Annotated in this window: 21 protein-coding genes and 2 pseudogenes; 15 read left to right on the top strand and 8 right to left on the bottom strand. The window is 69.8% G+C overall.

Translation table 11 applies throughout. The features are described 5' to 3' along the window. Nucleotides 1-53: 53 nt before the first annotated feature. Nucleotides 54-926: a DUF4231 domain-containing protein gene (locus ACIP4Y_RS36405; protein WP_401400841.1), complete on the bottom strand. Its 873-nt coding sequence runs from the start codon at nt 924-926 to the stop codon at nt 54-56. Nucleotides 927-1,087: 161 nt separating this feature from the next. Here ACIP4Y_RS36405 and ACIP4Y_RS36410 point away from each other — a divergent pair, with 161 nt between their 5' ends. Further along, on the top strand, nt 1,088-3,934 hold the full coding sequence (locus ACIP4Y_RS36410) for a toll/interleukin-1 receptor domain-containing protein (RefSeq protein ID WP_401400844.1): 2,847 nt from the start codon (nt 1,088-1,090) through the stop codon (nt 3,932-3,934). A 355-nt stretch (nt 3,935-4,289) separates the two neighbouring features. On the opposite strand, the gene ACIP4Y_RS36415 is transcribed toward ACIP4Y_RS36410, so the two are convergent. Next, a complete protein-coding gene (locus tag ACIP4Y_RS36415; RefSeq protein ID WP_401400847.1) occupies nt 4,290-4,547 on the bottom strand; it encodes a hypothetical protein in 258 nt (85 codons plus the stop codon). A gap of 52 nt (nt 4,548-4,599) precedes the next feature. Between ACIP4Y_RS36415 and ACIP4Y_RS36420 the strand changes: the two genes are divergently transcribed. Both ACIP4Y_RS36420 and ACIP4Y_RS36425 read left to right on the top strand, forming a co-directional pair. Beyond that, nucleotides 4,600-4,725, top strand: coding sequence for a hypothetical protein (locus ACIP4Y_RS36420; protein WP_401400850.1), 126 nt, complete (start codon nt 4,600-4,602; stop codon nt 4,723-4,725). Nucleotides 4,726-4,767: 42 nt separating this feature from the next. Further along, a pseudogene (locus tag ACIP4Y_RS36425) lies at nt 4,768-5,064 on the top strand (MMPL family transporter); the annotation flags it as partial. A 273-nt stretch (nt 5,065-5,337) separates the two neighbouring features. Here ACIP4Y_RS36425 and ACIP4Y_RS36430 read toward each other — a convergent pair. Beyond that, nucleotides 5,338-5,907, bottom strand: coding sequence for a TetR/AcrR family transcriptional regulator (locus tag ACIP4Y_RS36430; RefSeq protein WP_401401055.1), 570 nt, complete (start codon nt 5,905-5,907; stop codon nt 5,338-5,340). A 73-nt stretch (nt 5,908-5,980) separates the two neighbouring features. Between ACIP4Y_RS36430 and ACIP4Y_RS36435 the strand changes: the two genes are divergently transcribed. Continuing rightward, complete coding sequence (locus ACIP4Y_RS36435) at nt 5,981-6,826, top strand: patatin-like phospholipase family protein (RefSeq protein WP_401400852.1); 846 nt, start codon at nt 5,981-5,983, stop codon at nt 6,824-6,826. A gap of 752 nt (nt 6,827-7,578) precedes the next feature. On the opposite strand, the gene ACIP4Y_RS36440 is transcribed toward ACIP4Y_RS36435, so the two are convergent. After that, nucleotides 7,579-8,139, bottom strand: coding sequence for a TetR/AcrR family transcriptional regulator (locus ACIP4Y_RS36440; protein WP_401400855.1), 561 nt, complete (start codon nt 8,137-8,139; stop codon nt 7,579-7,581). Nucleotides 8,140-8,249: 110 nt separating this feature from the next. Here ACIP4Y_RS36440 and ACIP4Y_RS36445 point away from each other — a divergent pair, with 110 nt between their 5' ends. The 4 genes from ACIP4Y_RS36445 (at nt 8,250) to ACIP4Y_RS36460 (ending at nt 10,978) form a co-directional block, all read left to right on the top strand. Continuing rightward, on the top strand, nt 8,250-8,936 hold the full coding sequence (locus ACIP4Y_RS36445) for an SDR family oxidoreductase (protein ID WP_401400857.1): 687 nt from the start codon (nt 8,250-8,252) through the stop codon (nt 8,934-8,936). 150 nt (nt 8,937-9,086) lie between these two features. Continuing rightward, a complete protein-coding gene (locus ACIP4Y_RS36450) occupies nt 9,087-10,091 on the top strand; it encodes an NADP-dependent oxidoreductase (protein WP_401401035.1) in 1,005 nt (334 codons plus the stop codon). A 213-nt stretch (nt 10,092-10,304) separates the two neighbouring features. After that, complete coding sequence (locus ACIP4Y_RS36455; protein ID WP_401400860.1) at nt 10,305-10,499, top strand: alpha/beta fold hydrolase; 195 nt, start codon at nt 10,305-10,307, stop codon at nt 10,497-10,499. Then, the gene (locus tag ACIP4Y_RS36460) at nt 10,487-10,978 is read left to right on the top strand and encodes an alpha/beta fold hydrolase (protein WP_401400863.1); all 492 of its coding nucleotides are present in this window, start codon (nt 10,487-10,489) and stop codon (nt 10,976-10,978) included. Before ACIP4Y_RS36455 ends, ACIP4Y_RS36460 begins: the two co-directional genes overlap by 13 nt. Before the next feature lie 278 nt (nt 10,979-11,256). On the opposite strand, the gene ACIP4Y_RS36465 is transcribed toward ACIP4Y_RS36460, so the two are convergent. Next, nucleotides 11,257-11,835, bottom strand: a complete 579-nt coding sequence (locus tag ACIP4Y_RS36465) for a TetR/AcrR family transcriptional regulator (protein WP_401400865.1) — start codon at nt 11,833-11,835, stop codon at nt 11,257-11,259. Nucleotides 11,836-12,019: 184 nt separating this feature from the next. On the opposite strand from ACIP4Y_RS36465, the gene ACIP4Y_RS36470 reads away from it, so the two are divergent. Continuing rightward, complete coding sequence (locus ACIP4Y_RS36470; RefSeq protein WP_401401038.1) at nt 12,020-12,814, top strand: SDR family NAD(P)-dependent oxidoreductase; 795 nt, start codon at nt 12,020-12,022, stop codon at nt 12,812-12,814. Between the two features lie 1,134 nt (nt 12,815-13,948). Here ACIP4Y_RS36470 and ACIP4Y_RS36475 read toward each other — a convergent pair. Continuing rightward, nucleotides 13,949-14,542, bottom strand: a complete 594-nt coding sequence (locus ACIP4Y_RS36475; protein WP_401400868.1) for a TetR/AcrR family transcriptional regulator — start codon at nt 14,540-14,542, stop codon at nt 13,949-13,951. Nucleotides 14,543-14,631: 89 nt separating this feature from the next. On the opposite strand from ACIP4Y_RS36475, the gene ACIP4Y_RS36480 reads away from it, so the two are divergent. Together ACIP4Y_RS36480 and ACIP4Y_RS36485 are read left to right on the top strand one after the other, a co-directional pair. Then, on the top strand, nt 14,632-14,958 hold the full coding sequence (locus ACIP4Y_RS36480; protein ID WP_401400870.1) for an antibiotic biosynthesis monooxygenase family protein: 327 nt from the start codon (nt 14,632-14,634) through the stop codon (nt 14,956-14,958). A gap of 71 nt (nt 14,959-15,029) precedes the next feature. After that, nucleotides 15,030-15,941 (top strand): NADP-dependent oxidoreductase, encoded by a 912-nt coding sequence (locus ACIP4Y_RS36485; RefSeq protein ID WP_401400873.1) that lies wholly within the window; start codon nt 15,030-15,032, stop codon nt 15,939-15,941. 256 nt (nt 15,942-16,197) lie between these two features. Here ACIP4Y_RS36485 and ACIP4Y_RS36490 read toward each other — a convergent pair whose 3' ends face one another. Continuing rightward, nucleotides 16,198-16,926 (bottom strand): SDR family oxidoreductase, encoded by a 729-nt coding sequence (locus tag ACIP4Y_RS36490; protein ID WP_401400876.1) that lies wholly within the window; start codon nt 16,924-16,926, stop codon nt 16,198-16,200. A gap of 347 nt (nt 16,927-17,273) precedes the next feature. Here ACIP4Y_RS36490 and tap point away from each other — a divergent pair, with 347 nt between their 5' ends. Together tap and tpg are read left to right on the top strand one after the other, a co-directional pair. Further along, nucleotides 17,274-19,523: a telomere-associated protein Tap gene (gene tap, locus ACIP4Y_RS36495; RefSeq protein ID WP_401400879.1), complete on the top strand. Its 2,250-nt coding sequence runs from the start codon at nt 17,274-17,276 to the stop codon at nt 19,521-19,523. An 11-nt stretch (nt 19,524-19,534) separates the two neighbouring features. Then, the gene (gene tpg / locus ACIP4Y_RS36500) at nt 19,535-20,092 is read left to right on the top strand and encodes a telomere-protecting terminal protein Tpg (RefSeq protein WP_401400882.1); all 558 of its coding nucleotides are present in this window, start codon (nt 19,535-19,537) and stop codon (nt 20,090-20,092) included. 122 nt (nt 20,093-20,214) lie between these two features. On the opposite strand, the pseudogene ACIP4Y_RS36505 reads toward tpg, so the two are convergent. Beyond that, nucleotides 20,215-20,951, bottom strand: a pseudogene (locus ACIP4Y_RS36505) (hypothetical protein). Between the two features lie 359 nt (nt 20,952-21,310). Here ACIP4Y_RS36505 and ACIP4Y_RS36510 point away from each other — a divergent pair. Further along, entirely contained in the window at nt 21,311-22,132 is an 822-nt protein-coding gene (locus ACIP4Y_RS36510) for a MerR family transcriptional regulator (protein WP_401400885.1), read from the top strand. 860 nt (nt 22,133-22,992) lie between these two features. Further along, nucleotides 22,993-23,505, top strand: coding sequence for a hypothetical protein (locus ACIP4Y_RS36515; protein ID WP_401400888.1), 513 nt, complete (start codon nt 22,993-22,995; stop codon nt 23,503-23,505). Nucleotides 23,506-23,519: the final 14 nt, after the last annotated feature.

Genomic DNA, 23,519 nt, shown 5'->3' on the forward strand with positions numbered 1-23,519 from the left:
GAGGTGGCGGGAGAGGACTTCCTGCCGGGGACCTGTCCCCCGACCGGTCTCGGTCATCCGGCGCCGCGAGAAGCCCTCCACATCGTGTGTTCCCGGCTGATCGCTTCCTCCGCGTCGGCCACCTCCTGCGCCCAGCCGTCCTCGTCCGCCTGGGACAGCCGGCCATGGATGATGCTCAGCTCGGTGGCCGCGAAGGTGTAGGCGCGGCCGAGCGTCTCGTACTGCCGGACCGCGAACCAAGCCGCCCCTGCCCCCAGGACGGCCCCCAGGACCCCGGCCAGGTCGAAGGTCAGGGTTCCGGCCAGGCGCAGGACGGCCGCGGCCAGGCCGAGCCCTTCGACCGCGACCAGCAGCAGGCGCCACCGCCGTGCCCGTGCCACGTTCCAGCTCGCCTTGGTCGCGTACCAGCGCTGCTGGTCCTCGATACGGTCCCGCAGATAGGCGTTCTTCCGGTCGGCGAAGGAGCGGGCTCGCAGCACGTTCATCGCGTCCGTGACGGCGACCAGCCCCACGGGGGCCAAGCTCGTGGCGGGCGCTTCCCGTAACAACTCTTTCAGCCTCTCGTTGAAACGGTGTGCCGCCTCCCCCTGCGACAGCTCAGCGGAGAAGGGCGCTCCTGCCACCGCGTAGCGCCAGGCAAGGGTCTTCGCGGACTCGGCCAGGGCACGGCCGTCGTACCAAGCCTGCTCTGGGCGTTCGGTGAGCAGCCAGATCTCCACGCAGACCGTCGCCACGAAGATCAGCACCAGGGCGATCAACGCCGGCCGCTGGCTGAACACACCACAGAGCGCGGCGGCCACCGCCAGCATCAGGCGCCATTTCGTGCCCTGGAGGTAGCGTCGCTGCCCGGCCAGCGACGCCCCGTCCGAGGACCGGAACACCGCGGGAAGATCGTCGTCCCGCAGTCCGTTCGCCGTACCGCTCACTCTGCCCCCTCTGATCTCTTCGGCTCCGGCTGGGAAAGCATCACAAGGCGGTCACGACCGCTGGCCCAATGCGACTACGAAACACGGTAGTTGGCGAGCCGTTGGGCCAGGATGCCAGGGACGTTTCCGCACCTGCGGCGAAAGGACGGAGAAGCGCACCGATGAGCTACACGGCATTCATCTCGTACAGTCACGAAGCGGATAGTCACCGGGCTCGCTGGCTGAGAGACGCCCTGCACAGTTTCGCCAAGCCCTGGAACAAGGTGCGAGCCCTCCGGGTGTTCCTCGACAACGCCGCCCTCTCCGCTAACCCAGGCCTGTGGAGCACGGTGGAGCAGGCGCTCGGCGAATCCGAGTTCCTGGTCCTCCTGGCGTCACCCCAGTCCGCGCGTTCCCCGTGGGTGGCCAAGGAGATCGCCTGGTGGCGGCGGGGTCCCCGGGCCGCGAACCTGCTGCTCGTCGTCACCGGCGGCGAACTCCACTGGGACCACACGGCACAGGACTTCGACTGGGAGCGCAGCACATGTATGCCGGACGCCCTGCGCGGCTACTTCTCCGAGGAGCCGCGCTGGGTGGACCTCAGGTGGCTTAGCGAGGGCCACGAGGACGCCCCGCGGGACCCGCGCTTCCGTGAGTGCGTGGCCGACCTGGCAGCACCGCTGCACGGCCGCCCGAAGGACGAGCTGATCGGTGAGGACGTCTCCCAGCGCCGCAAATTACAGCGCTTCCGACAGGCCATGCTGGCGGTCACGACCACGCTGGCGGTCCTGGCGTCGGCAGCCGCCGTGTACGCCTTCGTGCAGCGGAACACCGCGCGTGACCAGGCACGTCTCGCGACCGCCCGCCAACTGGCGGCCACCGCGGTCAGCCTCAGTGGAGACGACCTGGACCTGGCCTCGCTGCTGGCGCTCCAGGCCTACCAGGTTCAGGACACACCGGAGACCCTCTCAGCGCTGTACCAACTCACGACCCGTAGTCCCCATCTGGTGCGTTTCGTCCGGGGCGACGCGACGGTGACAGCCCTGGCTCTCACCGCCTCGCGGCAGTTCGCGGCCGTGGGCACGGCCAAGGGCTCCGTGACCGTATGGACCTCCGACGGGAGCCGGCGGCTGGGGAAGATCTCCGTCCACGGCGAGGTCACCTCCCTGGCGTTCAGCGACGACGACCGTCTGCTGGCCGTGGGGAGCAGTTCCGGCGAGACGGTCATACACGACGTGCAGGGGAACTACACGCGCCGGCTCACCGCCGGCGCCTCCGGTGTCACCGGTCTGACCTTCCAGGCCTCCAGCCACAACCTGGCCGTCTTCGAGGACAAGGGAGCGCTCAGACTGTTCGGAGAGCAGAGCGACGCACCCTACGCGCACGTCGACACCGGTCTTGCCGGCGAGGCGGCGGATCTGGCCTTCCAGGACAAGGGGAGGAAACTGACCCTGGTCACCTTCGGGGGCTGGCGTTTATACGACGGCAGGTTGCACCAGCTCCAGTCGTACGACGACACCCTGTACCCCGCCAACGGTTACGTGACCGCCGCTTCACCGAGCGGCAACTGCTTCGGGTTCCTGAAGTACGGCGGTCTGTCCCTGACGACGGTCGGGCAACTGGCTGAAGGGAAGTTCCCCACCCCCGATACGGGGAACTGCGGGATCGTCCTGCCGACCCTGCCCGACGAAGAGGCTGTCAGCCTCGCCGTGTCCGACAACCACCAGGTCGCCATCGGCACGAGCAAAGGTCTCACCGTGGCCAGGAGGGTGGACAAGGACCCCTCCCACGCGGTCGTGGACTCGCTTCCCGGGGTCAGGGCGCCCTCGCTGCTGGCGTTCTCACCAGGGTCCGGCGAGCGTCTGGCCTCCGCCAGTGGCAGCACCGTGGCCCTGTGGGACCTGGGGAAGGCGGGGCCCACCCTGCACAGGCACGGCGCGAGGATCGTCGACGGGGCGACGGTCGAATACCCGCCGCCGCTTTCCGTGAGCGAAGACGGGCAGGTGGCCTGGAGCCAGGAGACCAGCGAGGAGTCCCCGTCCACGCTGCACCTCTGGTCCGCGGGCAGGGACCTGCCGAGCAACGAGGAGGAGATGCCGTACGACGACGTCGCCCTCAGCCCGGACGGCAACACCCTGTACGCCGTGTCGAACACCGGACTGGCAGTGTGGAAGAAGGCCTCTGGGGCGCTGCGCAAAACCGCGACCGTCCCCCTGCCCGAGAACAGCGACACCTTGGGGCGGAACCGGGTCGCCTACGGGCAGGACGGCCGAGCCGTGGTCCTGACCACAGACGGAGCCGTACTGACTTTCGACCCCAGAGGCGGAAAACTGTCCACGGCTCTCCCGCGTACCGCACCCCGTCTGTCGGACGACGACCGGAAGAAGACCGGCCTCACCGAGTACACGATGGCCCTGAGCGAACACGGCGCCCTCGCAGCCATCGCCTCGGGCAAAGGCCCCGTCCGTGTCTACGACGTGCCGTCGGGCCGCCTGCTCCGCCAACTGGACGTCGGCGACGGGACCGTGGACGCGCTGGCCCTCTCCGAGAAGGACCGCTGCCTGTACGCGGACGTCGACGGTCGCACGCTGACCAGGTGGGACACCCGGACGGGGGCGTTGCGGTGGCGGTCGGACGGGTCCGGCGGGAGCGGTCTCGCGGTGGATTCGGACGGCCGCTGGGTGGCCACACTCTCGGGAGGCGGCACGGTGTGGCTGTGGGACGCCAGGACCGGTGACCGGCTGGCGGACACGGTCCTCCCGGCCCCGGACTTCTCCTGGTCCGGCACCGGCGGCACGGGCGTGCAGAGCCGCCTCGCCTTCTCGCCCGACGGGAAGCATCTGTGGTCGACCACCGAGGGCGGCGAGGTGCTGTCCTGGGACACATCGGTCGACTCCTGGATCGCGGCGCTGTGCAAGCGGGTGGGCCGCAGCCTCACCGCAGCGGAGCGCGCCCGCTACCTGACCGCCGTCTCCCGGGCCGACACCGCGTGCGGCACGTATCCGGCCCGGACGATGGACACACCCTGAAGGCGACGGCCGCGACATGACCGGCCAGTTCCGGGGCGACGGCCGCCGACCGCTCGCGCAGCGTGGCGCCGGCGGCCGGGAGCTCCCAGGCCCGCTCGGTGACCAGCGCGCCGATCGCGGCACCGAGCCCCATCGGCTCCCGACCGTCGCGCCGCACCGTACGGACCGGCAGCGGCTTCTGCTTCGCCTTCTGGCTGCTGCCGTTCTTGCGCGCTGCCTCCATCGCGGCCCACAGTACGACCCGGGCCAGGTCGACGCCGGACAGCTCGCCGCTGCTCGTGGCTGCCCACAGGTGGTGTGCCCGAGGACCATGTGCTCGGTGCCGGACAGGCGCTGCGCCTGGTCGACCAGCTGGTTACTGAACAGGCGCCTCGCGGACGTCTCGCCGTACTGGTCGATGTGGTCGAAGACGAACTGGTGGTCCTTCATCCCCCACCGGCCAGCCGCGGACGTGCTCGCGGGTCGGCTCCTCAAGGACGAACTCCTGCTCCTGGTCGACGCCGTCGACGACCAGTTCGGGCGCGGCGACCGGACGCGGCGCGGCCAGTACGACCGGCATCGCCGTGCCCAGCGCCGCGCGGTCGCGGCCGGCGTGGACACGGCGATGCCCCACGCTTTCCGAGACCGAGGGCCGGGCGGCCACCGAGCAGCAGCTGCACCATGCCGTGACAACGAGGGCGTGGGCGAAGGCGTACGAATGGGAGCAGGTCCGCGCCCGGCAGGCCGTCGCAGCTCAGGCCCGTGCCGAACCCGCGGCCGCGCAGCCGGCCCCGGCCGCGCCGGTCACCTGACGCGGCGTCGGCGACTTCACCGTCACCGGTACCACCGACCTCATGCTGCCTTTCATCGCGTTCTTTCTCGCTTTCGGCCTGTCCATGGACTACGAAATCCTGCTCCTGGCCCGCATCACCGAGGCGTACGACCGTACCCGTGACACCACCCGAGCGACGGCTGAGGGGCTACAGGCCGCCGCGCCGCTGTTCACCGCCTCCGCCGCCGTGGTTCTCGTCGTCCTGCTGGCGCTCACGGTGACGGACGTCGTCCAGACGAAGATCATCGTCGTCACCGTGGCACTGTCCGTCCTCCTGGACACGGTGGTGATCCCCCCCTTGATGGTGCCGGCCGTGATGAGCTGGCGGGGCGGGCCAACTGGTGGCTGCCAGCCCCCTTGCGACGTCATCTTCGACTGCTGCATCCGGCCACCGAGCCGTCTCAGCTCCAAACCGCCGAGAGCGGCAGCGGGATGTCCATGCGGCCATGAGGAGTCAGCGCCGGCGCCGTCGGGTGAGGTCGGGGACTCGAGTGGTGGCGCTGGGTACTGCGATGATCCGCCGGCATCCGTGAATACAGACCCAGGGGGAATTCACCGCAGCAGCGGCTCCTGGGAGGGGCACGCCGAGACGTCAGGGTGTGGGCGCTTGCAGGAGGGCGGCGAACTGCTCCAGGGCGAGATTGATGCGCTCGCGTTCCCCGGTGGTGGTGAGGTCGAACAACAGGCCTCGCATGACGGCCATGACGAGGGTGGGGGTGGCGATGTCGTCGTTCCCAGTGGCGATGTCGGCGAAGACGGTGCGCAGTGGGCCGAACCAGTCGGTGACAGCCCCTGCCTGGTCCGGGTAGCGCTCGGGGTGGGCCAGCAGGTCGGCGTGGACTTCGAAGAACAGCCGAACAAACGGGGCGCGTTCGGGCGCACTCAGCCACGTCCAGATCCCGCCCAGCCGCTCCTGGACGGTGGCGCCGCTCGGCGGCAAGCCGTGCGCGAGGCGCTCAGCGCCGCGCCGGCGCGCCTCGGCGAGAACTGCGGCCACCAACTCCTGCTTGCTGCCGAAGTCGTAGAGCAGCATCCGCGGGCTGGTATCCAGTGCCACCGCCAGCGGGCGAAGACTCAACCCGGCCAGCCCCTCTGCGAGGACGTAGTCGGTGGCCTGCGCCAGAACGCGGTCACGCCGGGCGGGATCGGAAGGTCGTCCCACGGTGCACCGTCCTCTCGTGCGATAGCGCCGTGCAAGTATATGACACGGTCGTTTCACTAACGGACGGAGAGCCATGGATACCGACGGCATGCACGACCTCGACCGGGCACTGGTCCTGGGGCCCGGCGGGCGCCTTGGCACCGCATGGACGGCCGGACTGACGGTGGGCCTACGCGGCTTCGGGGTTGACCTGGGTGAGGCCGACCTCATTGTGGGCACCTCAGCCGGGGCGATCGTCGGCGCAGTCCTCGCCACCGGGCAGGACCCCGCCCGCCTCGCCACCGTCCGGCGCTCCGCCAACGCCTCGTCCGCGCCGCACCGCCCCGACCCGGCAGTCACCGGTGCGGTGTTCGCCGTCCTCGGCGACCCGGGCCTGGACCCTGCCGAAGCCCGTCGCCGGGTGGGCCGCATCGCCCTGGAAACGGTCGACGCGGAGGCGGAGAACCAGCTGATCGCCCAGCGCGCCGCACTGATCGCCGCCGACAGCTGGCCGCGACGCCCTCTGCTGATCCCGGCCGTTGACGCCGAGAGCGGCGAGCCGATCGTGTGGGACGCCACCTCGGGCGTCCCACTGGTTCGCGCGGTCGCCGCGTCCAGCGCTTTCCCTGGGATTGAGCCCCCTGTCGCCATCGACGGCCGCCGCTATCTGGACGGCGCCTTGCGAGCCGGCACCAACACCGACCTGGCGGGCGATGCCCGCATGGTCGTGGTGGTCGACCCGCTCGCCCACCGCCACCCACACCCCGCGGCCGACGGCGCCCACATCCTGGCCCCCGATTCGGCCGCGGTGCGCCTCCTGGACGCCGAGCAGAGCGACCCTGACGCATGGAAGGCGGCCTACCAGGCGGGCGGGGCTCAGGCCAGCGCGGCAGCTGAGGGACTACGCGCGCGCTGGCGGCCTGCCTCCGCCCGCGGCTGAAAAGGCACCGAGTCGCTCTTCGCTCCACCCTTTGCATCTTGGACGATGTGGATCGATCGATTGAGCACGTTTGCGGGGCATCCCTGAGCGGGAGTGGCGAAAGCCAAAAGCGCCATCAGGGCCGGATCTCACTGTCAAGGGCAGCCAGGTCCGGTCGTCGAAAGCTCCCGGCAGGGGACGGACATGACGGCCTCGTTCCCGTAGATCCGGGCGGCGGCCCTCGTACCGCTGCCAGCGGACACCGGCCTGGACGGAGTTATGTGACCTGCACGGGTGTCTCAGGTGCGCGGTGTCTCAGACGGGCAGGGAGCAGCGGGCGGCGAACAGGGCGTTGCGCTCGCCGTGCCGTCCCCGCCACGCGGGATCAGCGCCGCCTTCCCGATCAAGAACACGATCGTGGGGACGGTGTTCGTGGCAAGCACCACACCCAGAGATCCCGCTCCACCGCCCTGCTCAATGACAGCGTAGGCCAGAGCCAGAGGGGGCCATCGCAGACCCTGTGGCCGAGATGAGATTGGCCGACACGAATCGCCGGAAACTCGCGATCTGCAACAGCGTACTGATCGACGTCGGTGACTCGTCGGCGATTTTCATGATCCCCCAGGGCTCGGTGCAGCGAGCACCCTAGTGCAGAAGCACGCCGCGCCAAACGTCAGTGATCAGAGCCCTCGTCGCGCCCGAGAAGTGGATGACGACAGGGTACGAAAAAGCGCACCCTTCCTGCGGCGTGCCGCCCTGAACCGTGTCTGCGGTCAGTTGGTGGCCGTCAGTGCCTCGCGTACGGCGGTGAGGATCTCCTCGGAGAGCGGGGAGCCCTTGGTCGCCCGGGACAGGACGAGTGCGCCGAGCATGGTGCACAGCCGGGTGATGCCGTCCTGGTCCTCGGTGGCGAGGAAGTCGGCGAAGTCGCCCACTCCCTGGGTGTAGACGCGGCGGGCCTCGCTTTCTCCTCCGTCGCGGGCCATGTCGGTGGCGAGTGCGGCGGCGGGGCACCCGTCTGCCGCGCTGTCGCGGTGATCGACGGAGAGGTAGGTGTCGATCAGCGCCCGCTGGGCGGCGTCGCGCTGCCCGGCGTACTGATCGAGCCCGTCCTTGTGGTGCTGGGCGAGTTCGGCGAACGCGTGGGCAGTGGCTTCGTCGATGAGTGCCTCCTTGGAGGCGAACTGCTTGTAGAAGCCGCCGTGGGTCAGGCCGGCTGCCTTCATGAGGTCGGCGACGCTGAGGTGGGTGCCCTGTTCCCGGAGCAGCCGCGAAGCGGTTTCCACGACGCGTCGGCGGTTTTCCTGTGCCTGCGCCTGCGATACGCGGCCCATCGGTCACCCTCCCAGTTGGATGTCGAGTGACATCTATTATAGGCTGAGGTTTAGATGTTGAACATAATCTATTGCGTGGTCGTCGCCGACCTCAATGCTTGGGAGTGCTCATGGAGCTGAAGGACGCAGTCGCGGTGGTCACCGGCGCCAACCGGGGGCTTGGGCGGCATCTGGCCGCCCAGCTCGTGGAACGCGGGGCCAAGGTGTACGCAGCGGCCCGCCGCCCCGAGACGGTGGACCTTCCGGGGGTCGTCCCACTGCGGCTCGACCTGACGGACGAGGTGTCGATCCGGGATGCGGCCCGCACCGCGTCCGACGCGACGCTGCTGGTGAACAACGCCGGCATCTCCACCGGCACGCCTCTGATCGCGGGCGGCCTGGACGCGGTGCGCCGGGAGATGGAGGTGAACTTCTTCGGCCCGCTCGCCGTGACCCGGGCCTTCGCCCCGGTCATCGAGTCCAACGGCGGCGGCGTTGTGCTCAACGTGCTGTCGGTCCTGTCCTGGCTGCACCCGGCCAGCCTCGGCTCCTACGCCGCGGCGAAGGCCGCCGCCTGGGCGCTGACCGGTGCGGCCCGGGAGGAGCTGGCGCCCCGCGGCATCGCCGTGACGGCGCTGCACGTCGGATACATGGACACCGACATGGCCGCAGGCGTTCCCGCCGAGCAGAAGGCCGACCCAGCCGAGGTCGCCGCACAGGCCCTGTCGGGCATCGAGACGGGCCTGCCCGAGATCCTCGCCGACGATGCCACCCGGTACGTGAAGCAGAGCCTGGCCGCCCCACCGAATGCGGCGTGAGGTGCGTCCCGCCGCGCCGGTGGCCTGCCGTCAGCCGCATCGGCGCGGAGCGCCATGAACCAGCAGTACAGACCAGAAGGTATCTCGACCGGAGCAAGCCCGGAGCGAGCGGAGGTCCCGTCCCCCCGCGGACGGAAAACGGAGATGACGATGAAGACCTATCTGATCGAGAAGTACGGTGACCAGTCCGCGGTGCGCGCCGCCGAGCTGCCCGAACCGGAGCCGGGCGCCGACGACGTCCTGGTCAAGATCCACGCGGCAAGCGTCAACCCGCTGGACTTCAAGATCCGCGACGGCGGCTTCAAGATGATCCTTCCGTACCGTCTGCCCCTCGTCCTCGGTAACGATCTCGCCGGAGTGGTGGTCCAGGTCGGTTCGGCCGTCACCCGCTTCGCGGTAGGCGACGAGGTCTACGCCCGACCCGACAAGGACCGCATCGGCACCTTCGCCGAATACATCGCCGTCCACCAGAACGACCTGGCCCCCAAGCCGGCCACCCTCACCATGACGGAGGCCGCCTCCCTCCCACTGGTCGCCCTCACCTCGTGGCAGGCGCTGGTCGAGAGGGCACAGGTCCAGCCGGGCCAGAAGGTCCTGATCCACGCGGGTTCCGGCGGGGTGGGCACCATCGCCCTCCAGCTGGCCAGGCACCTGGGCGCACACGTGGCCACCACCGCGAGCGCGGCCAATGCCGAGCTGGTCAAGGAACTCGGCGCGGACGTCGTCATCGACTACCGCACCCAGGACTTCGAGGAGGTCCTGGACGGTTACGACGTCGTCCTGGACACCGTTGGCGGCGAGACCCTGGAGAGGTCCCTGCGCATCCTCAAGCCCGGCGGGAAGGTCATCAGCATCGTCGGGCCCCCCGACGCGGACTTCGTCCGCGAGCTGGGCGCGAACCCGGTCCTGCGCCAGGCGATGAACGTGCTGAGCCTCAAGACCCGGCGCCACACCAAGCGCCAGGGCGTGACGTACTCCTTCCTGTTCATGAAGGCCGACGGCGACCAGCTGCGCGAAATCACCCGGCTCGTCGAAGCCGGGAAGATCCGCCCCGGCGTCGACCGCGTCTTCCCCTTCGACCAGACCCGCGAGGCCATGGAGTACGCCGAGAAGGGCCGCGCCAAGGCCGGCAAGGTCGTCATCGCGACGGTGTGAGCACCAGCCCCCGCCGCACCACCGCCAGGCCCGCCCCGTCGTCGTACAAGGACGCACCGACCCATTCCGTACCCGTTAACGGCGTCGACTTCGTCTACCGGCAGCTCGGCCCGGAAAGGGACGGCGTACCGCTGATCCTGCTCCACCCATCTGACCGCGGTTCTGGACTACTGGGACCCCCGCGTCATCGACGGACTCGCCACCCGACGCCGTGTGATCACCTTCGACAACCGCGGAGTCGGCGCGTCAGCTGGCTCCACGCCCGACACCATAGAAGCGATGGCCCGCGACGCGGTGCTATTCATCCGATTCATGGGCTTCGAGCAGGTCGACCTGCTCGGCCTGTCGATGGGCGGTTTCATCGCCCAGGTCACGCAGCCGAGGAACCGCGGCTGGTGCGCAGGGTGATCCCCGCGGGCACCGGCCCCGCCGGAGGCCCCGGCATCGACAAGGTCACCGCACTCACCCTCCACGACATCCTGAAGGGCTCCCTGACTCGCAAGGACCCCAAGCAGTTCCTTTTCTTCACCGACACCGAACACGGCCGACGCGCAGCACGCGCCTTCCTGGAACGGGTGAAGGAACGCACCAGCGACCGCGACAGAGCCATCTCGCTGACGTCGTTCCGCGCCCAGCTCAAGGACATCCACCGATGGGGTCTGCAGGCGCCGGTCGACCTGTCCCGCATCCACCAGCCAGTCCTGGTGGCCAACGGCGAGAGCGACCGGATGGTGCCGAGCGAGAACGCCCTCGACCTCGCCGCACGCCTGCCTCGGGGCGAACTCGTCCGCCTCTACCCGGACGCCGGACACGGCGTGATCTTCCAGTTCCACGACGTGTTCGTGGCCAGGCGCCTCACATTCCTCGAAGCACGGCCTGACGCCTGACCGCTGATGCCACATCCCCCGCCGCCTCGTCCGGCCGCGACCGGACGAGGCGGGCCCCGGGCGAACCAGCCCGCCCCCGATCAGACGCCCTCCCGCCCACTGGCAGTCCAAGCGGCGCCCCCGAGAACGCCCTCGACACCGCACGCCGGATCCACCTCGCCACGCCGACGCCCAACCTCGCAGTCAACCCCGGAAGGACTTACGACGCAGACCACTTAGACGTCATCTCAACGCAAGATCACTTTCAGACCACCGGAGTGGTGACCGTCTTCATCCGGTCACGGAGGTGCGGGCAGCCTCGTGTCGAGGAGCTGCTCCGCCAGTTGGATCATGTGGTCGCCTGGAGTGTCGGTCGCCATGGCGGCCGCGAGGACTTGGGCGCCGTCGAGGATGACCAGGAGTTTGCCGGCGGTGTCGTCGGGGTTCGAGTCGCCTGCTTCGCGGAGCTGTTCGCTCAGCCAGGTCTGCACCTCTGTCTTATGCGCAACGGCCGCGGCGTGGGCGGGATGGTCCTCGTCAGGGAACTCGCTGGTGATGTTCAGGGTGGCGCAGCCGCGGTAGCCGGGCGCGGCCATGTCCTGCCGGGTGAGGTCGAACAGGGCTTTGATGCGGGCGCGGGCGCTCGGCGCTGCTGCCGCCGCCTCGCGGAGACGCTGCCACCAGTGCTCGTTACGGGCGACCAGGTAGGCGGTGACCAGCTCGTCCTTGTTGGCGAACTGGCGGTACAGCGTCGCGTTGGCGACGCCTGCCGTGCCGATCACCAGGTCCATTCCGACGGCGCGGACGCCGCGGGAGTAGAACAGGTCGCCGGCCACATCCAGGATGTGCCGTCGCGTCTCCTCGGCCGATCGTCGCACCTGGAGTCTCCTGTCGGGTGAGTTTCGTGCACGGACCGCCTCCATTATGAGACGGATCGTTCTTTCTATCAAGCACTTGACAGGAGAGAACGATCCGTCTCATTCTCAGAGAGAACGATCCGTCTCAATGGATGGGTCGATGGGCGTCAGGTTCAAGGCGCCGCACTGCCTAAGGGAAGACTCAATGCACATCGACTTCATCGGCCGTACCGCCCTGGTCACCGGCTCGACGCTGGGCATCGGCCTGGCCACCGCGGAAGCCTTCGCCCGAGCGGGAGCCCGCACCGTCCTCAACGGGCGCGACGAGGCCCGCCTCAAGGCGGCCGCCGACGGCATCCGCACTCGGGTGCCCGGCGCCGACATCGTCACCGTGGCCGCCGACGTATCCACCGCCGAGGGCGCACAGGCACTGCTGGAGGCGGTGCCCGAGGTTGACGTCCTGGTCAACAACACCGGCATCTTCGCCTCCACCCCGGTCTTGGAGATCCAGGACGAGGAATGGCGTCGCTTCTTCGAGGTCAATGTCCTCAGTGGCGTCCGGCTCGCGCGCCAGTACATGCCCGGGATGATGGAGCGTGGGTTCGGCCGCATCGTGTTCGTCTCGAGCGAGACGGCCATCGACACGCCGCTCGATATGGTCCACTACGGCATGACCAAGACCGCCCTGCTGGCCGTGGCCAGCGGCCTGGCCAAGGCCGCCGCCGGCACTGGTGTCACCGTCAACTCCGTGCTTCCGGGCCCGACCCACACGGAAGGCATCGAGGAGTACATCACCGCTCTCATCCCAGAGGCGGAGACGTTCGACGCCGCACAGCGCGAGTTCATAGCCCGGTTCCGACCGACGTCGCTGATCCAGCGGCTCATCCAACCGTCTGAGGTCGCTGATCTGATCCTCTTCACAAGTTCCGACCGCGCGTCGGCGACCACCGGCGCAGCGCTGAAGGTCGAAGGGGGCACCCTCACCTCCCTCACACCGTGAGGTAGATCCGGCGCCGCGTCGGCTAAGAGTCCGCCCCATCGGGCTGCCGCGTCAGTGAGCCGCTCGCTTGTTCTGGGACGAACCGACGGGCCCCCGGATCCGCCCGCCGGGTGCCACGCCCTGCAGCGCTCTCGAGCGTGCAGTCGTTCAGGTCCAGCAGATCGGCTCGGCGCAACCGGCAGAGGCCGGGTCGGGCACCTTTCCGATGCCCGTCCTGTCCGCCGCGGCTCGGTCCAGGACACGGTCCAAGCCTTACAAGGAGCAGCTGCGCCGCGCAGCAGACAGCCGAGCGGGAAGCCCGCCGTCCCGTGTGTGCCACCTGCGGCACCCGGATCCGATTCGACATAGTGATCTACCGGACCGCCGCACGCTACGGGCTCCCGGCAGACACTGCGGTCCCCCACTCGCGGTGATGCAATCACCAGTCCCGCACGACAGTCGGCACCCGCGCGCCGACGCCGAGGTGCTGCTGAACGCAGCGGGCGCGCGTCTGCCGCTCACAGCGGTAGCCGCCCGCTGCATGCGAGCCGAGGGGCTGCCGGGGCCCCAAGGCTGGTTCCTGCCCACCCGGCTTAGCTGAGGAAGTCGGCGGAGCTGGCAACCCGGGGCCGGCGACTCTCCATCCGCTCCGCTTCGCCCGGCGCGTGGTGGTTCAGCAGGCGACGGCGGCCCTGGCCCGGATTGACGGCTGGATCGCGGTGAGAGAACGCCGCGAGGCAGAACGGCGCCGCGGCGGGGAGATGCGGCCAGCTCCACCTGCGCGGCTGCTCCAGCACGGGCTCAATCCAACGAACGTCGACGCCGTACACACCGGCGAGTGCCGAGCGGCGGCCAAGAGCGGCCGGCGCCGCTCCGGTCACCAGGCAGCAGGCGGTCGAGTCACGGCCTCAGCAAGCCCCGGCGGGCGTCCACTGCCGACCGGACACCACCCTCGGCATCCTCGACCAGATCCGGGCGGCGCCGACCGGCTGCCGGGTGATCGAGCCCCCCGGGTCACGCTTGTGGTGGTTCGGCGTGGAAGGCATCACGCCATGACGTGGTCCTTGCCAGAGCCGACGCCGGCCGTTCTCCTTCCGCTCAGACGAGGACTGCGCCCGCGGCCGTTCGATGGGACTGCGGGGCCGGCACAGTGGCTCACCGGGTCGGGCTTTCCGGTGGGTGGGATGCGGTGGTGAGCCAGCAGGTCACGATGGTGTCGAGGTCGGCGTCGGCGATGGGGCGGCGGTCGAGGAAGCGGCGGAACATCACGGGGCCGATGAGCTGCGCGAAGTCGTCGGCGGTTATCTGCATGCCGGAGGGTGCGAGGAGCCGGTTGAGGGCCTGGTGGCGGTCTTCGCTGATCGCGGCCAGGGCGTTGGCGGCTTCGGGGTCGCGGTCGGCCTGGGCGGCCAGGGCCATCAGCGCGCTGGCGGTGGCCGAGTCGCTCAGGCCCTGGCGCAGGCTTTTCAGGTAGGCGGTGGCGACGGCCCTGGGGTCGGTGCCGGGTTGCGGGTAGGTGGCTTCGTCTCCGGACTCCAGCATCACATCGGCCAGAAGCGCTTCGCGGGTGGGCCAGTGGCGGTAGAGGGTCTGCCGGGTCACCCGGGCACGCTCGGCGAGCAGGGTGTAGGTCAGCGCTGTGGGACCGACGTCGGCAAGTACCTCGCGGGCAACAGTGAGCACCCGGGTGCGAGTGCGGCGGACGCGTGGGTTGGACAGGTCGGGCCGAGTCGAAGGGGTATCCGTCACACGGCAATCATACGATTCGTATGCTTCACTTGTTTCATACACATTGTGTGATTGCGGTCCGTCGAGCAGACGAGGCAAGGGAGATCAGCATGGCCGTCACGATCGATCCGGACGCCGGCGTCCACACCGTCATGGTGCACTTCACCGTCGAACCCGGCCGCCGGGAGGTCCTCGTGGAGGCTATCGGCACCTTCGTCGAAGACGTGGTGCGCCACCAGCCGGGCTTCGTTTCCTCCACCGTCCACATCAGCCTGGACGGAACCCGGGTGATCAACTACGCGCAGTGGGCGAGCCGCGAGGCGTTCGAAGCCTTCCAGAACAACCCCGAGGCGATGAGCCGCCAAGGCGTCATTCCCGAGTTCCAGCCCAGCGGCCAGCCCTACACGATCGCCTTCCAGGCCGCCGCTGCGGCCTGAACCTCCCGGTGACGCTTCCCCCAGAGGTGCCACCACGCGTGCCCACCAGCTTCAAGAAAGGTGCTTTTGCCATGCCCACCGCCGTCACCTTCGACCGCTTCGGCGGTCCCGACGTCCTCACCCTCACCGAGGTCGCCCTGCCGGAGCCCGCACCGCACGAAGTGCGTGTGCGGGTCAGGGCGGCCGGGGTGAACCCGTTGGACAACAAGATCCGCCGAGGCGACATGGCCGGCGTCATGCCCGCAGTCTTCCCGCTCGTCCCGGGCCTGGACGCAGCCGGTGTCGTCGACGCCGTCGGCGAGGCTGTCACCGGCGTCGCGGTAGGCGACGAGGTGTTCGGCGTGACACCGGCCGGCTCCTACGCCGAGTACGCCCTGATGCCCGCTCCCGTCGCCAAGCCCACCGCCCTGCCGTGGGAGGTCGCCGCCGCGCTTCCCACCGTCGGCGAGACCGCCTTCCGCGCACTGAAGCACCTCGCCCCCGAACCCGGGCAGACCCTGCTCATCCACGGCGCCGCCGGCAGCGTCGGCGCGTTGGCCGTGCAGCTCGCCGTCGCCCGCGGTGTCACCGTCGTCGGCACCGCGGGGGCCGACGACCTGGAACGCGTCGACGGCCTTGGCGCGACCGCCGTCACCTACGGTCCCGGCTGGGTGGAGCGGGTGGGTGCGGCGGCCCCGCAGGGAGTGGACGCGGTGTTCGACACCTCCGGTGCCGGTGTCCTGCCCGAGTCCGTCGAGCTGGCCGGCGGTCCCGACCACGTCATTACGATCGCCGACATGAACGCAGCGCGGTACGGGGTGCGCTTCACCGGCATGGATCCCGCCGACCGTGCCCCCGAGGCCCTGCCCGAACTCGCCGGCCTCGCCGCCACCGGCAGGCTCACCGTCGAGATCTGGCGCACCTACCCCCTCACCGAAGCCGCCCGGGCGCAGGACGACATCGACCACCGCCGCAACCGCGGCAAGATCATCCTGCTTCCGTGACCACCCGGCCCGCAAGCGCCACCGCCGACGGCAGACAGCAGGCCGCCCGCGCCCTGTCACACCGGCAGCGCCATCAGCCGGTCTTGACGCCGAGCGCGACCGGCCGGCGCAGTCCAGGCGTCCAGGTACTGGTGACCGTATGGGTTGTCGACTAATGGTGGAGTCGGGTGTTGGAACTCTCGGAATGCCCCCCGGTCCGGGGCCCCTATGCCGCCCGGACCGCGGTGTGAGTCGCCGTGCGTGGACGTGCAATCGGTCAGACCTGTTCGAAGTGGAACGTCTTGATGAAGCAGTCGCGGGGCTGGGTGACAGCGAAGAGGATGCACTCCACGAGTGACTGCGCGGTGAGGGCGTCCTTGGCCTCGCGGGGTGTGTTCTCCCACTGCTCGGAGAGCGGGTCAGAGTTGTCGAAGTCGGGCGGGTAGAGGGAAATCACCCTGACTCCTTGGGGCCGCAGGCGCTTGGAGAGGATCTCGGTGAACCCTGCCTGGGCGCTTTTGGCCGCGTAGAAGGCGTCGTGCGCGTCCGAGCGGTGATGACCGGCCGTTCCGCAGGCGGAGATCATGGTCACCACGTCCGGCCTATCCGAGTTGAGCAGGAGAGGGAGGAAGTTCTTCACGGTCAGGACGGTGCCGGTGGCTCCGGATGCGATGGTGTCGACGACATCCGCGTCGGAGGCGGATTGGAGCTCCGGTCCTTCGAGGTAGCGGGAGCCGTTGTTGATCAGCACGTCAATGCGGCCGGTGTGCCGGGCGACGCCAGCAGCGAAGTCACCGATCGAGGCCGGGTCCGTCAGGTCGCAGGCGAAGGCGTGGACCTGCTGGTGTCCCCGGCCGCGAATCTCGTCGCGAACACGTTCAGCGGCGGCGAGAGTGCGCGCGGAGAGAAAGACCTCGGCTCCGAGGTCCGCGAGACGGATGGCCAAAGTGCGTCCGAAATCGCGTCCGGCAGCAGTGATGACCACGCGGTGATCGTCGAATCTCATGTCGGTGCTCCTGGTTCGTGGATGGGAGGTTGTGGTGAAGTGCGGCGGCTGACCTCAGCGGCGTAGGCGGCCCAGTCTTCCGGCGGCGGCTCGCTGTCACTTGACGGCGACGGTGATGTCGATGCCGAGGGTGCATGGACCGCGAGAGGGCGGCGTCCGGCCACTGTTCGGCTGCCTGACGCGAGCCCGTGCCCCGGCGGCGCTCGCCAGTGCGTAGGTGAAAGGAACGTTAATGCCCCGGAGCGGGGGGGCGGCCGGAAGGCGGCGTGCGTCATCAATACGCAGATCGTACGTGACACGTACGCGATGCGGACGGTTTCCGGGTAAAGTGAGGGTGGAGGTGCCTGATGTCCGAGTTGTTCGATGCGGTGGATGCGCTGGTAGCGTCCCGGTCCGCGCTGCCGCCGCCGGCGGAGCGCAGGCGGCTGCGCCAGGCTCACGCGCTCACTCTGGACGAAGTGGCCGCCGCGCTGCATGTGCGGCGGGCGACCGTCGGCGCATGGGAGTCGGGCAAGACCGAGCCGCGGCCGCCGGAGCGGGAGGCCTACGCGCGCCTGCTGGAGCAGCTCGCCAAGCTCTACCCCGCCCCCGAGAGCACCGGGGCTCCGCAGGAGGACACCGATGCGGCGCCCGCAGAAACGCCGCCGCCGCCGACAGCGCACATGGTGAGCCCGCCGACGGCGTCGACGGGCGGAGCACCGGACGCTACGGCCGAACCCGAGGGGTCACTCCCCGCTTCCCCGGAGGCCGTTCCCGATGCGGCCGCCGGGTCGCGTCCGCGTGCCGAGCGGGCGTCGCAAGGCTCGCACCGTCCGGGTGCGAAGAAAGCCGTCCCGGCGCACACGCCAGCAGCCGGCGGCGCGTACGCGCACGGCCCGCTGCTCGTCCTCGATGCCGACGCCGAGACGCAGGTGAGCGGGTACGGTGTCGGCGGTCTGATCCTGGACGTGCCCGCCAAGTCGCTGCCTGCCCTGGTGGAGTGGGCGCTGGCCGAGGCGCGGCTCGGTGCGGAGAGGCTGCACGGTTCGGGCAAGGATGCCGACCCGCTGCTGGTGCTCACCGAGGCCGCGTGCGAACGGTACGGCCTGCCCGGTCAGCTGTCGGAGTCGGAGCGGCTCGCCGGGCGGCTGGCGGAGGGGCACAAGGTCATCAAGCAGCTTCAGCGTGCCGACTGGCAGCTCACCAAGCGGGGGCTGGGGCCGTGGGCGCGGATCTACCGGCCCGCCCGGGGGGGCCGTAGGCAGTGCGTGCAGCTGTGCATCCCCTCCTGGCACGCCTTGGACGACCGTGCCTGGGGCCATGCCGCGCGGCTGGCACCGGCGGAGCTCGCGCGGGTGCTGGGCGTGTACGCGCAGCGGGTCGTGACGCCGGTGGGTTCCACCGCGGTGACGGGGCTGCATCTGATGACGGCGCTGAACCCGCCGACTCGCGCGAGCGAGCCGGACCAGGACGGCAGGCGGCACCGTGAGCACCGGCCCGGTTCGCTGGGAACGGAGCCGGTGGACCCGGCGCCGTGCGAGGCGACCGACGGGCACCCCGTCCTGGCGCATCTGCCCCGCTTCCACGTGCGCGGCCCCGACGAGAAACTGTTCGAGGAGGCCTACGACTGGGCGCGGGATCTGACCGATGTCGAGTGCATGCGGCGGTATCTGGTTGGCCTTGACGTGAACCTGGCCTTCGGTGCGGGCGCCAATGGTGCCGTTCTCGGCCTGGCGTCGCCGCCCGTGCACGTCGCCCGGCCCGCGTTCGACGCGGGGGTGCCCGGCTCGTGGCTGGTCGACCTCTCCCACGTCGATCCGTGCCGGGTGAAGGTGGGCAAGCAGTGGCGCGACCTCGACGGGGACCTGCTGCCCAGCCCGTTCACGCCGACCGGGGAACGTCCGACCGGCCCGGCTTGGTACGCCACCCCGACCGTGGCGTACGCCGTCGAGCTCGGCTACGACGTCGCGCCGCTTGAGGCCTGGGTACGTCCGGAGGCCGGCCGGTTCCTGGACGGCTGGTACAAGCGGCTGCGCGACGCCTACGTCGCCACCATGGCGGACCTGGGCGTGGGAGAGAAGCTTTCCCCGGCCCAGTTCCTGGAAGCGATGGACGGCTACAAACAGCGTGACCCCGAGATGGCGATCGTCGTGGACGCGATCAAGATGACCGTCAAGGGCGGGATCGGCAAGCTGCAGGAGAGGGCACGCGGGGGCGGTTGGAAGCCGGGACAGCCATGGGCCGCCCTCGCCCGCCCGACGTGGCGCCCCGACATCCGCGCCACCGTCATCTCCCGGGCCCGGATCAACATGCACCGCAAGATGCTGCATCTGGCCGCGGCCACCGGCCAGTATCCGATCGCCGTGCTCTCGGACTGCGCCGTGTACGCCGCCGACGGGCCCAGCCCGCTCGACGTACTGCCCTACGACGCCGGCAACAAGACCGTCCCCGGCTCTTTCCGGCTCGGCGTCAGCCCGGGCATGGTCAAGCACGAGGGCACCCAGAGCGTGCTGTGGGGCGCCAACGTACTTGAACACCTCGCCGGCGACGGCAAGGTCGCCAACCTCGCTCGCTACATCAAGACCGGCGAGGTCACCGCCAAGGACACCGGAGAGTAGGGACACGGGCCATGGTCACGGTCTCAGAGGAGCTCGACAAGGCGGTGCAGGGCGCGTTCACGCGCCCCATCCCCAAATCCGCCGGGGCGCAGATGCGCTACCTGGTCCGGCAGCACCAGCGCAGTACCCGGCGCGTCGCCGAGCTGCTCGGCATCAGCCAGCGCACCGTCGAACGCTATGTGAAGAACCAGATTAAAAGGCCCCGGCCGGAGCTCGCCGACCGGCTGGAGCGTGAGGTCCGCGTGCGCTGGCAGCCGCAGGTCAGAGCCAAGGCCAAGCAGGCCGCGGCCACCACCGGCGGCATCATGATCGATGTCCGGGCCCGTTTCGGCTACACCGCCGCCCCCGGCAGTACCGACGACGCCCGCGTGCGTCACCTCACCCTCGCGCTGCCACCCGGCCACGCCGCCCGTCTCTTCCAGGCCCAGGAGGCCGGTCTCACGGAGGATCAGCTGCGCCAGCTCGCCGCCGAGGCCCTAGGCGAGGTCTACTTCCGCGACAACGGCCGCCGTGCCCACGGCCTCGAAGTGGAACTCACCGACCTCCTCGACCTCGAATTCGAGCTGTAGCCCGGGCCGGCACGCCACCACATCAGACGGTTGTTTCGCCGGGTGACCCGGCGATGAGGTCTGCAGCCAGGCCTCGCATCGCCTCGGTTGTGGCCACAGCCGCAGGACGTCTCTTTGTCTCCTTACTGCAGTCGCATGAGGTGCAGGTCCTCACCCCATGCATCCAGCACCTGGCCGTGTCCGGCCTCTCGGGCCGCCGCCTCGACCAGGGTGAACAGGTGCCGCTGCAGCAAGACGTCGCCTGTTGCCGAGATGCGGTCCACGGCACGGAGCAGCACGTCGGTGTCCCAGCCGGGGAGCGGGTGCCGGTCGAGCTCCCACTGCAGGTACTTGTTGTAGGGGCGGGGGCGGCGGTCGAGGGCGAAGAGCAGCTCGAGCAGGAACGGGATGCTGTCGGCGGCGTCCAGCCGGGCGGCGAGAGACTGGCCGTCGCGATGGTTCTTGACCGAGCGGTAAAGGGAGTTGGCGTAGGCGTCGAGCCAGCCGCCGGCGTCGTGGAAGGCCTCATCGGCATCCAGACGGGCCTTGTCGGCAAGGACCGCGCGATACCTCCGTCGAGCCGGTCGAGCACGACCTTCGCCCGGGCGAGGGCGTAGCGTTCGAAACCGGGCATCCCGGCCGCGCGGAACTCGGTGAGGGAGACGATGACGAGGTCCAAGTCGGCGGTGCGGTGCCCCCTGAAGCGGATCAGGTCGGTGGTGGCGTCATCGGCGATGACCACGTACAGGTCGTGGTCGGAACGCGGGGTGGTCATGCCGTCGTGGGCTCGGGAGCCTTTGAGGACAAGGCCGACGACTGCGCAATCAGCGGCGGCGAGTTCGACGAACGCGTCGTAGGTGAGGGGCTGCTGAGCGGTCATGGTGAGGATTTCCGCTTGAGGTGGTGACGGGCGTGCCTGCGGGGGCGGCCCGGCTTGCGAGGAGCGCCCTGCGCCGTCTGCGGCTGCGCATGGCTGCCGCCCGGGAGATCAATGCACATCCGGAGCCTACCCGCCTGACCGGGCAGGGGGCAGGGGGCAGGGGGCAGGGGGCAGGGGGCAGGGGGCAGGGGGCAGGGGGCAGAGGCAGGGTATTTGAGGGGGTGTCGGCAGGCTGGCTGCCGTGGGTGGCTTGCTCCCGTGCGGCTGGATCGATGACGCCGCCTGGGTGTTGTTGTTCCTCGGCCGCCGAGTAGCGTCTTGACCCTCACACCGTGTCAGGCGGTCAACTCGGAGACATCATGTTCACCATCGGAGACTTCGCCCGGCACGGCCGCGTCTCGGTCCGGATGCTGCGCCACTATGACGCGACCGGTCTGCTGCGCCCGGCCCATGTCGACCCGGCCAGCGGCTACCGCTACTACACCGCCGCCCAGCTCGCCCGCCTGAACCGGATCATCGCGCTCAAGGACCTCGGTTTCACCCTTCAGCAGGTCCGGGACATCGTGGACGAGAAGGTCGGCGTCGAGGAACTGCGCGGCATGCTGCGGCTGCGGCGGGCCGAACTGGAAACCGCCATGGCTGCCGCGGAAGCACGCCTGGTCCAGGTCGAGGCGAGACTCCGAGCGATCGAGAGCGAGGGGCACATGCCTACCGACGACGTCGTGATCAAGACCGTTCCCACCCTGCGGGTGGCCGAGCTGACCGCTACCGCCGACAGTTACGGGCCCGAGGACATCGGCCCGGTCATCGGGCCGCTCTACGACGAGTTGTTCCGTCGTCTGGGCGCGGCCGGTATCACCCCCACCGGGCCCGGTGTCGCCTACTACGAGGACGCCCCGGAAGGCGGCGGCAGGATCCGCGTCCACGCCGCCGTCCAGGTCTCGGCTCCCCTTCAGGAGGGTGCCGTCCACGTGCTGGACCTGCCGTCCCTCGACCAGGCGGCGACCGTCGTACACCGCGGCTCGATGAACGGCGTGCTCCCCACCGCCCAGACCCTGGCCCGCTGGATCGACGCCAATGGCTACCGCTCGACCGGATACCCCCGCGAGATCAACCTGGAATGCCCCGACAACCGCGACGACTGGGTGACGGAACTGCAGGCACCGGTGACCCGGGCCTGATCGATCGAGCTCCGCTCATGGCTTCCCGCTGCACGGCATGAGTGCCGGAGGGCTTCTTGAGGTTGCAGTGTTCCGACCTTCCCGGATCCCGGGGCCGGTCTTCCGGGAGCTCGCCCCTCCGGAAGACCGGCGCTGGTACGGGCAGTAGCCGGGGCAGGGGGGTGTTACGGGCGCAGGAGGAGCTTTCCGGGGGAGGTGGCCCGATTCGCTCAGTCGGTGGGCCTCGGCGGCGTCGGTGAGGGGGAGGCTGCGGTCGATGCCGACGGCCGGCCGACCGTCGGCGGTCAGGCGGGTGTAGTGGGCAAGCTGGGGGCCGAAGGGGCCGCCGCCGGCCCGTGAAGGCAACGCCGAGTTCGGCGGCCCTCAGATCGGCGATGGTGACGATCCGGTCGGTGGTGCCGCCGCGCAGGTCGATGGAGCTCAAGGACGTGGTAGCCGGTGACGTCATACACGGCGTCGACGCCGTGGTGGTGCGGAACCGGTGGGCGAGGCCGTCGCGCCAGGCCACGGGAAGAGCGCCGAGAGAGCGCAGGTAGTCGTGGTCGGCACTGTTCGCGAGACCGGATTTCGGCTCAGGCTTTGTGGTCCGACGAACGTCGACCGGTCACACACCGATTCGGCGGGTCCGCGCGGCAGCGTGCCGCGTACGGTCCCGGTCTGCTTGCCCCGCTCGGCCGTCGCGGCGAAGCGCACGCTTGCCCGCGTCAGCGCGGCGGCGGCCGTCACCGACAGCGCGTGTCATGCGATGCCCGTGTCGACGCCTGCGACGTCTCACACATGCGCGCCGCGGCCACCCGTGGGTGCGAACCGCCAAGTAAGGGAAGGAACTGACGCGGGAGCCGGGAGAGCGGGGAGGCGCGGTGGCGAGCGAGGTTACGGACAGATTCCGGTACAGCATCACCCACACCTACGTCACGCGGCGCATCGGTGACAGCACACAGACGGCGACGCTGGTCAGCAGCAGGGTGAGCAGCCTGGCCCGGTTCACCGACCGGCCCAGCGAGACCAGCGAGTTCTGCGAGCACTGCGACGCACGGCTGCGCGTCGTACTGCGATCAACGGCCGACGTACGGCAGCGCCGGCGTACGCACCGGCTGCTGTGGCCGGTGTGGGCCCTGCTCGCCGTGTCGAGCGGCTGGGGCCTCGTGCACGTCCTCCGCACCGGCGACGGCCTTGGCTACGACGACCTCTTCGGCCTGTTCTTCACCGCCGCCGCGACCGTCCTGCTCGGGTACGCCACCCTGCGTAGCCTGATCCTGACCCAGGGCTTCGACACCCCCGAGGTGACCAGGGCGGACGATCGGGAGCCGTACGGGGTTGGCCACAACTGGACCACGCCCCGGCAGCCGGACGCCGACGATCACACGTCGTGAACCAGCCCGGCTCC

This window comes from Streptomyces sp. NPDC088810 (assembly GCF_044750305.1).
Taxonomy (GTDB): domain Bacteria; phylum Actinomycetota; class Actinomycetes; order Streptomycetales; family Streptomycetaceae; genus Streptomyces.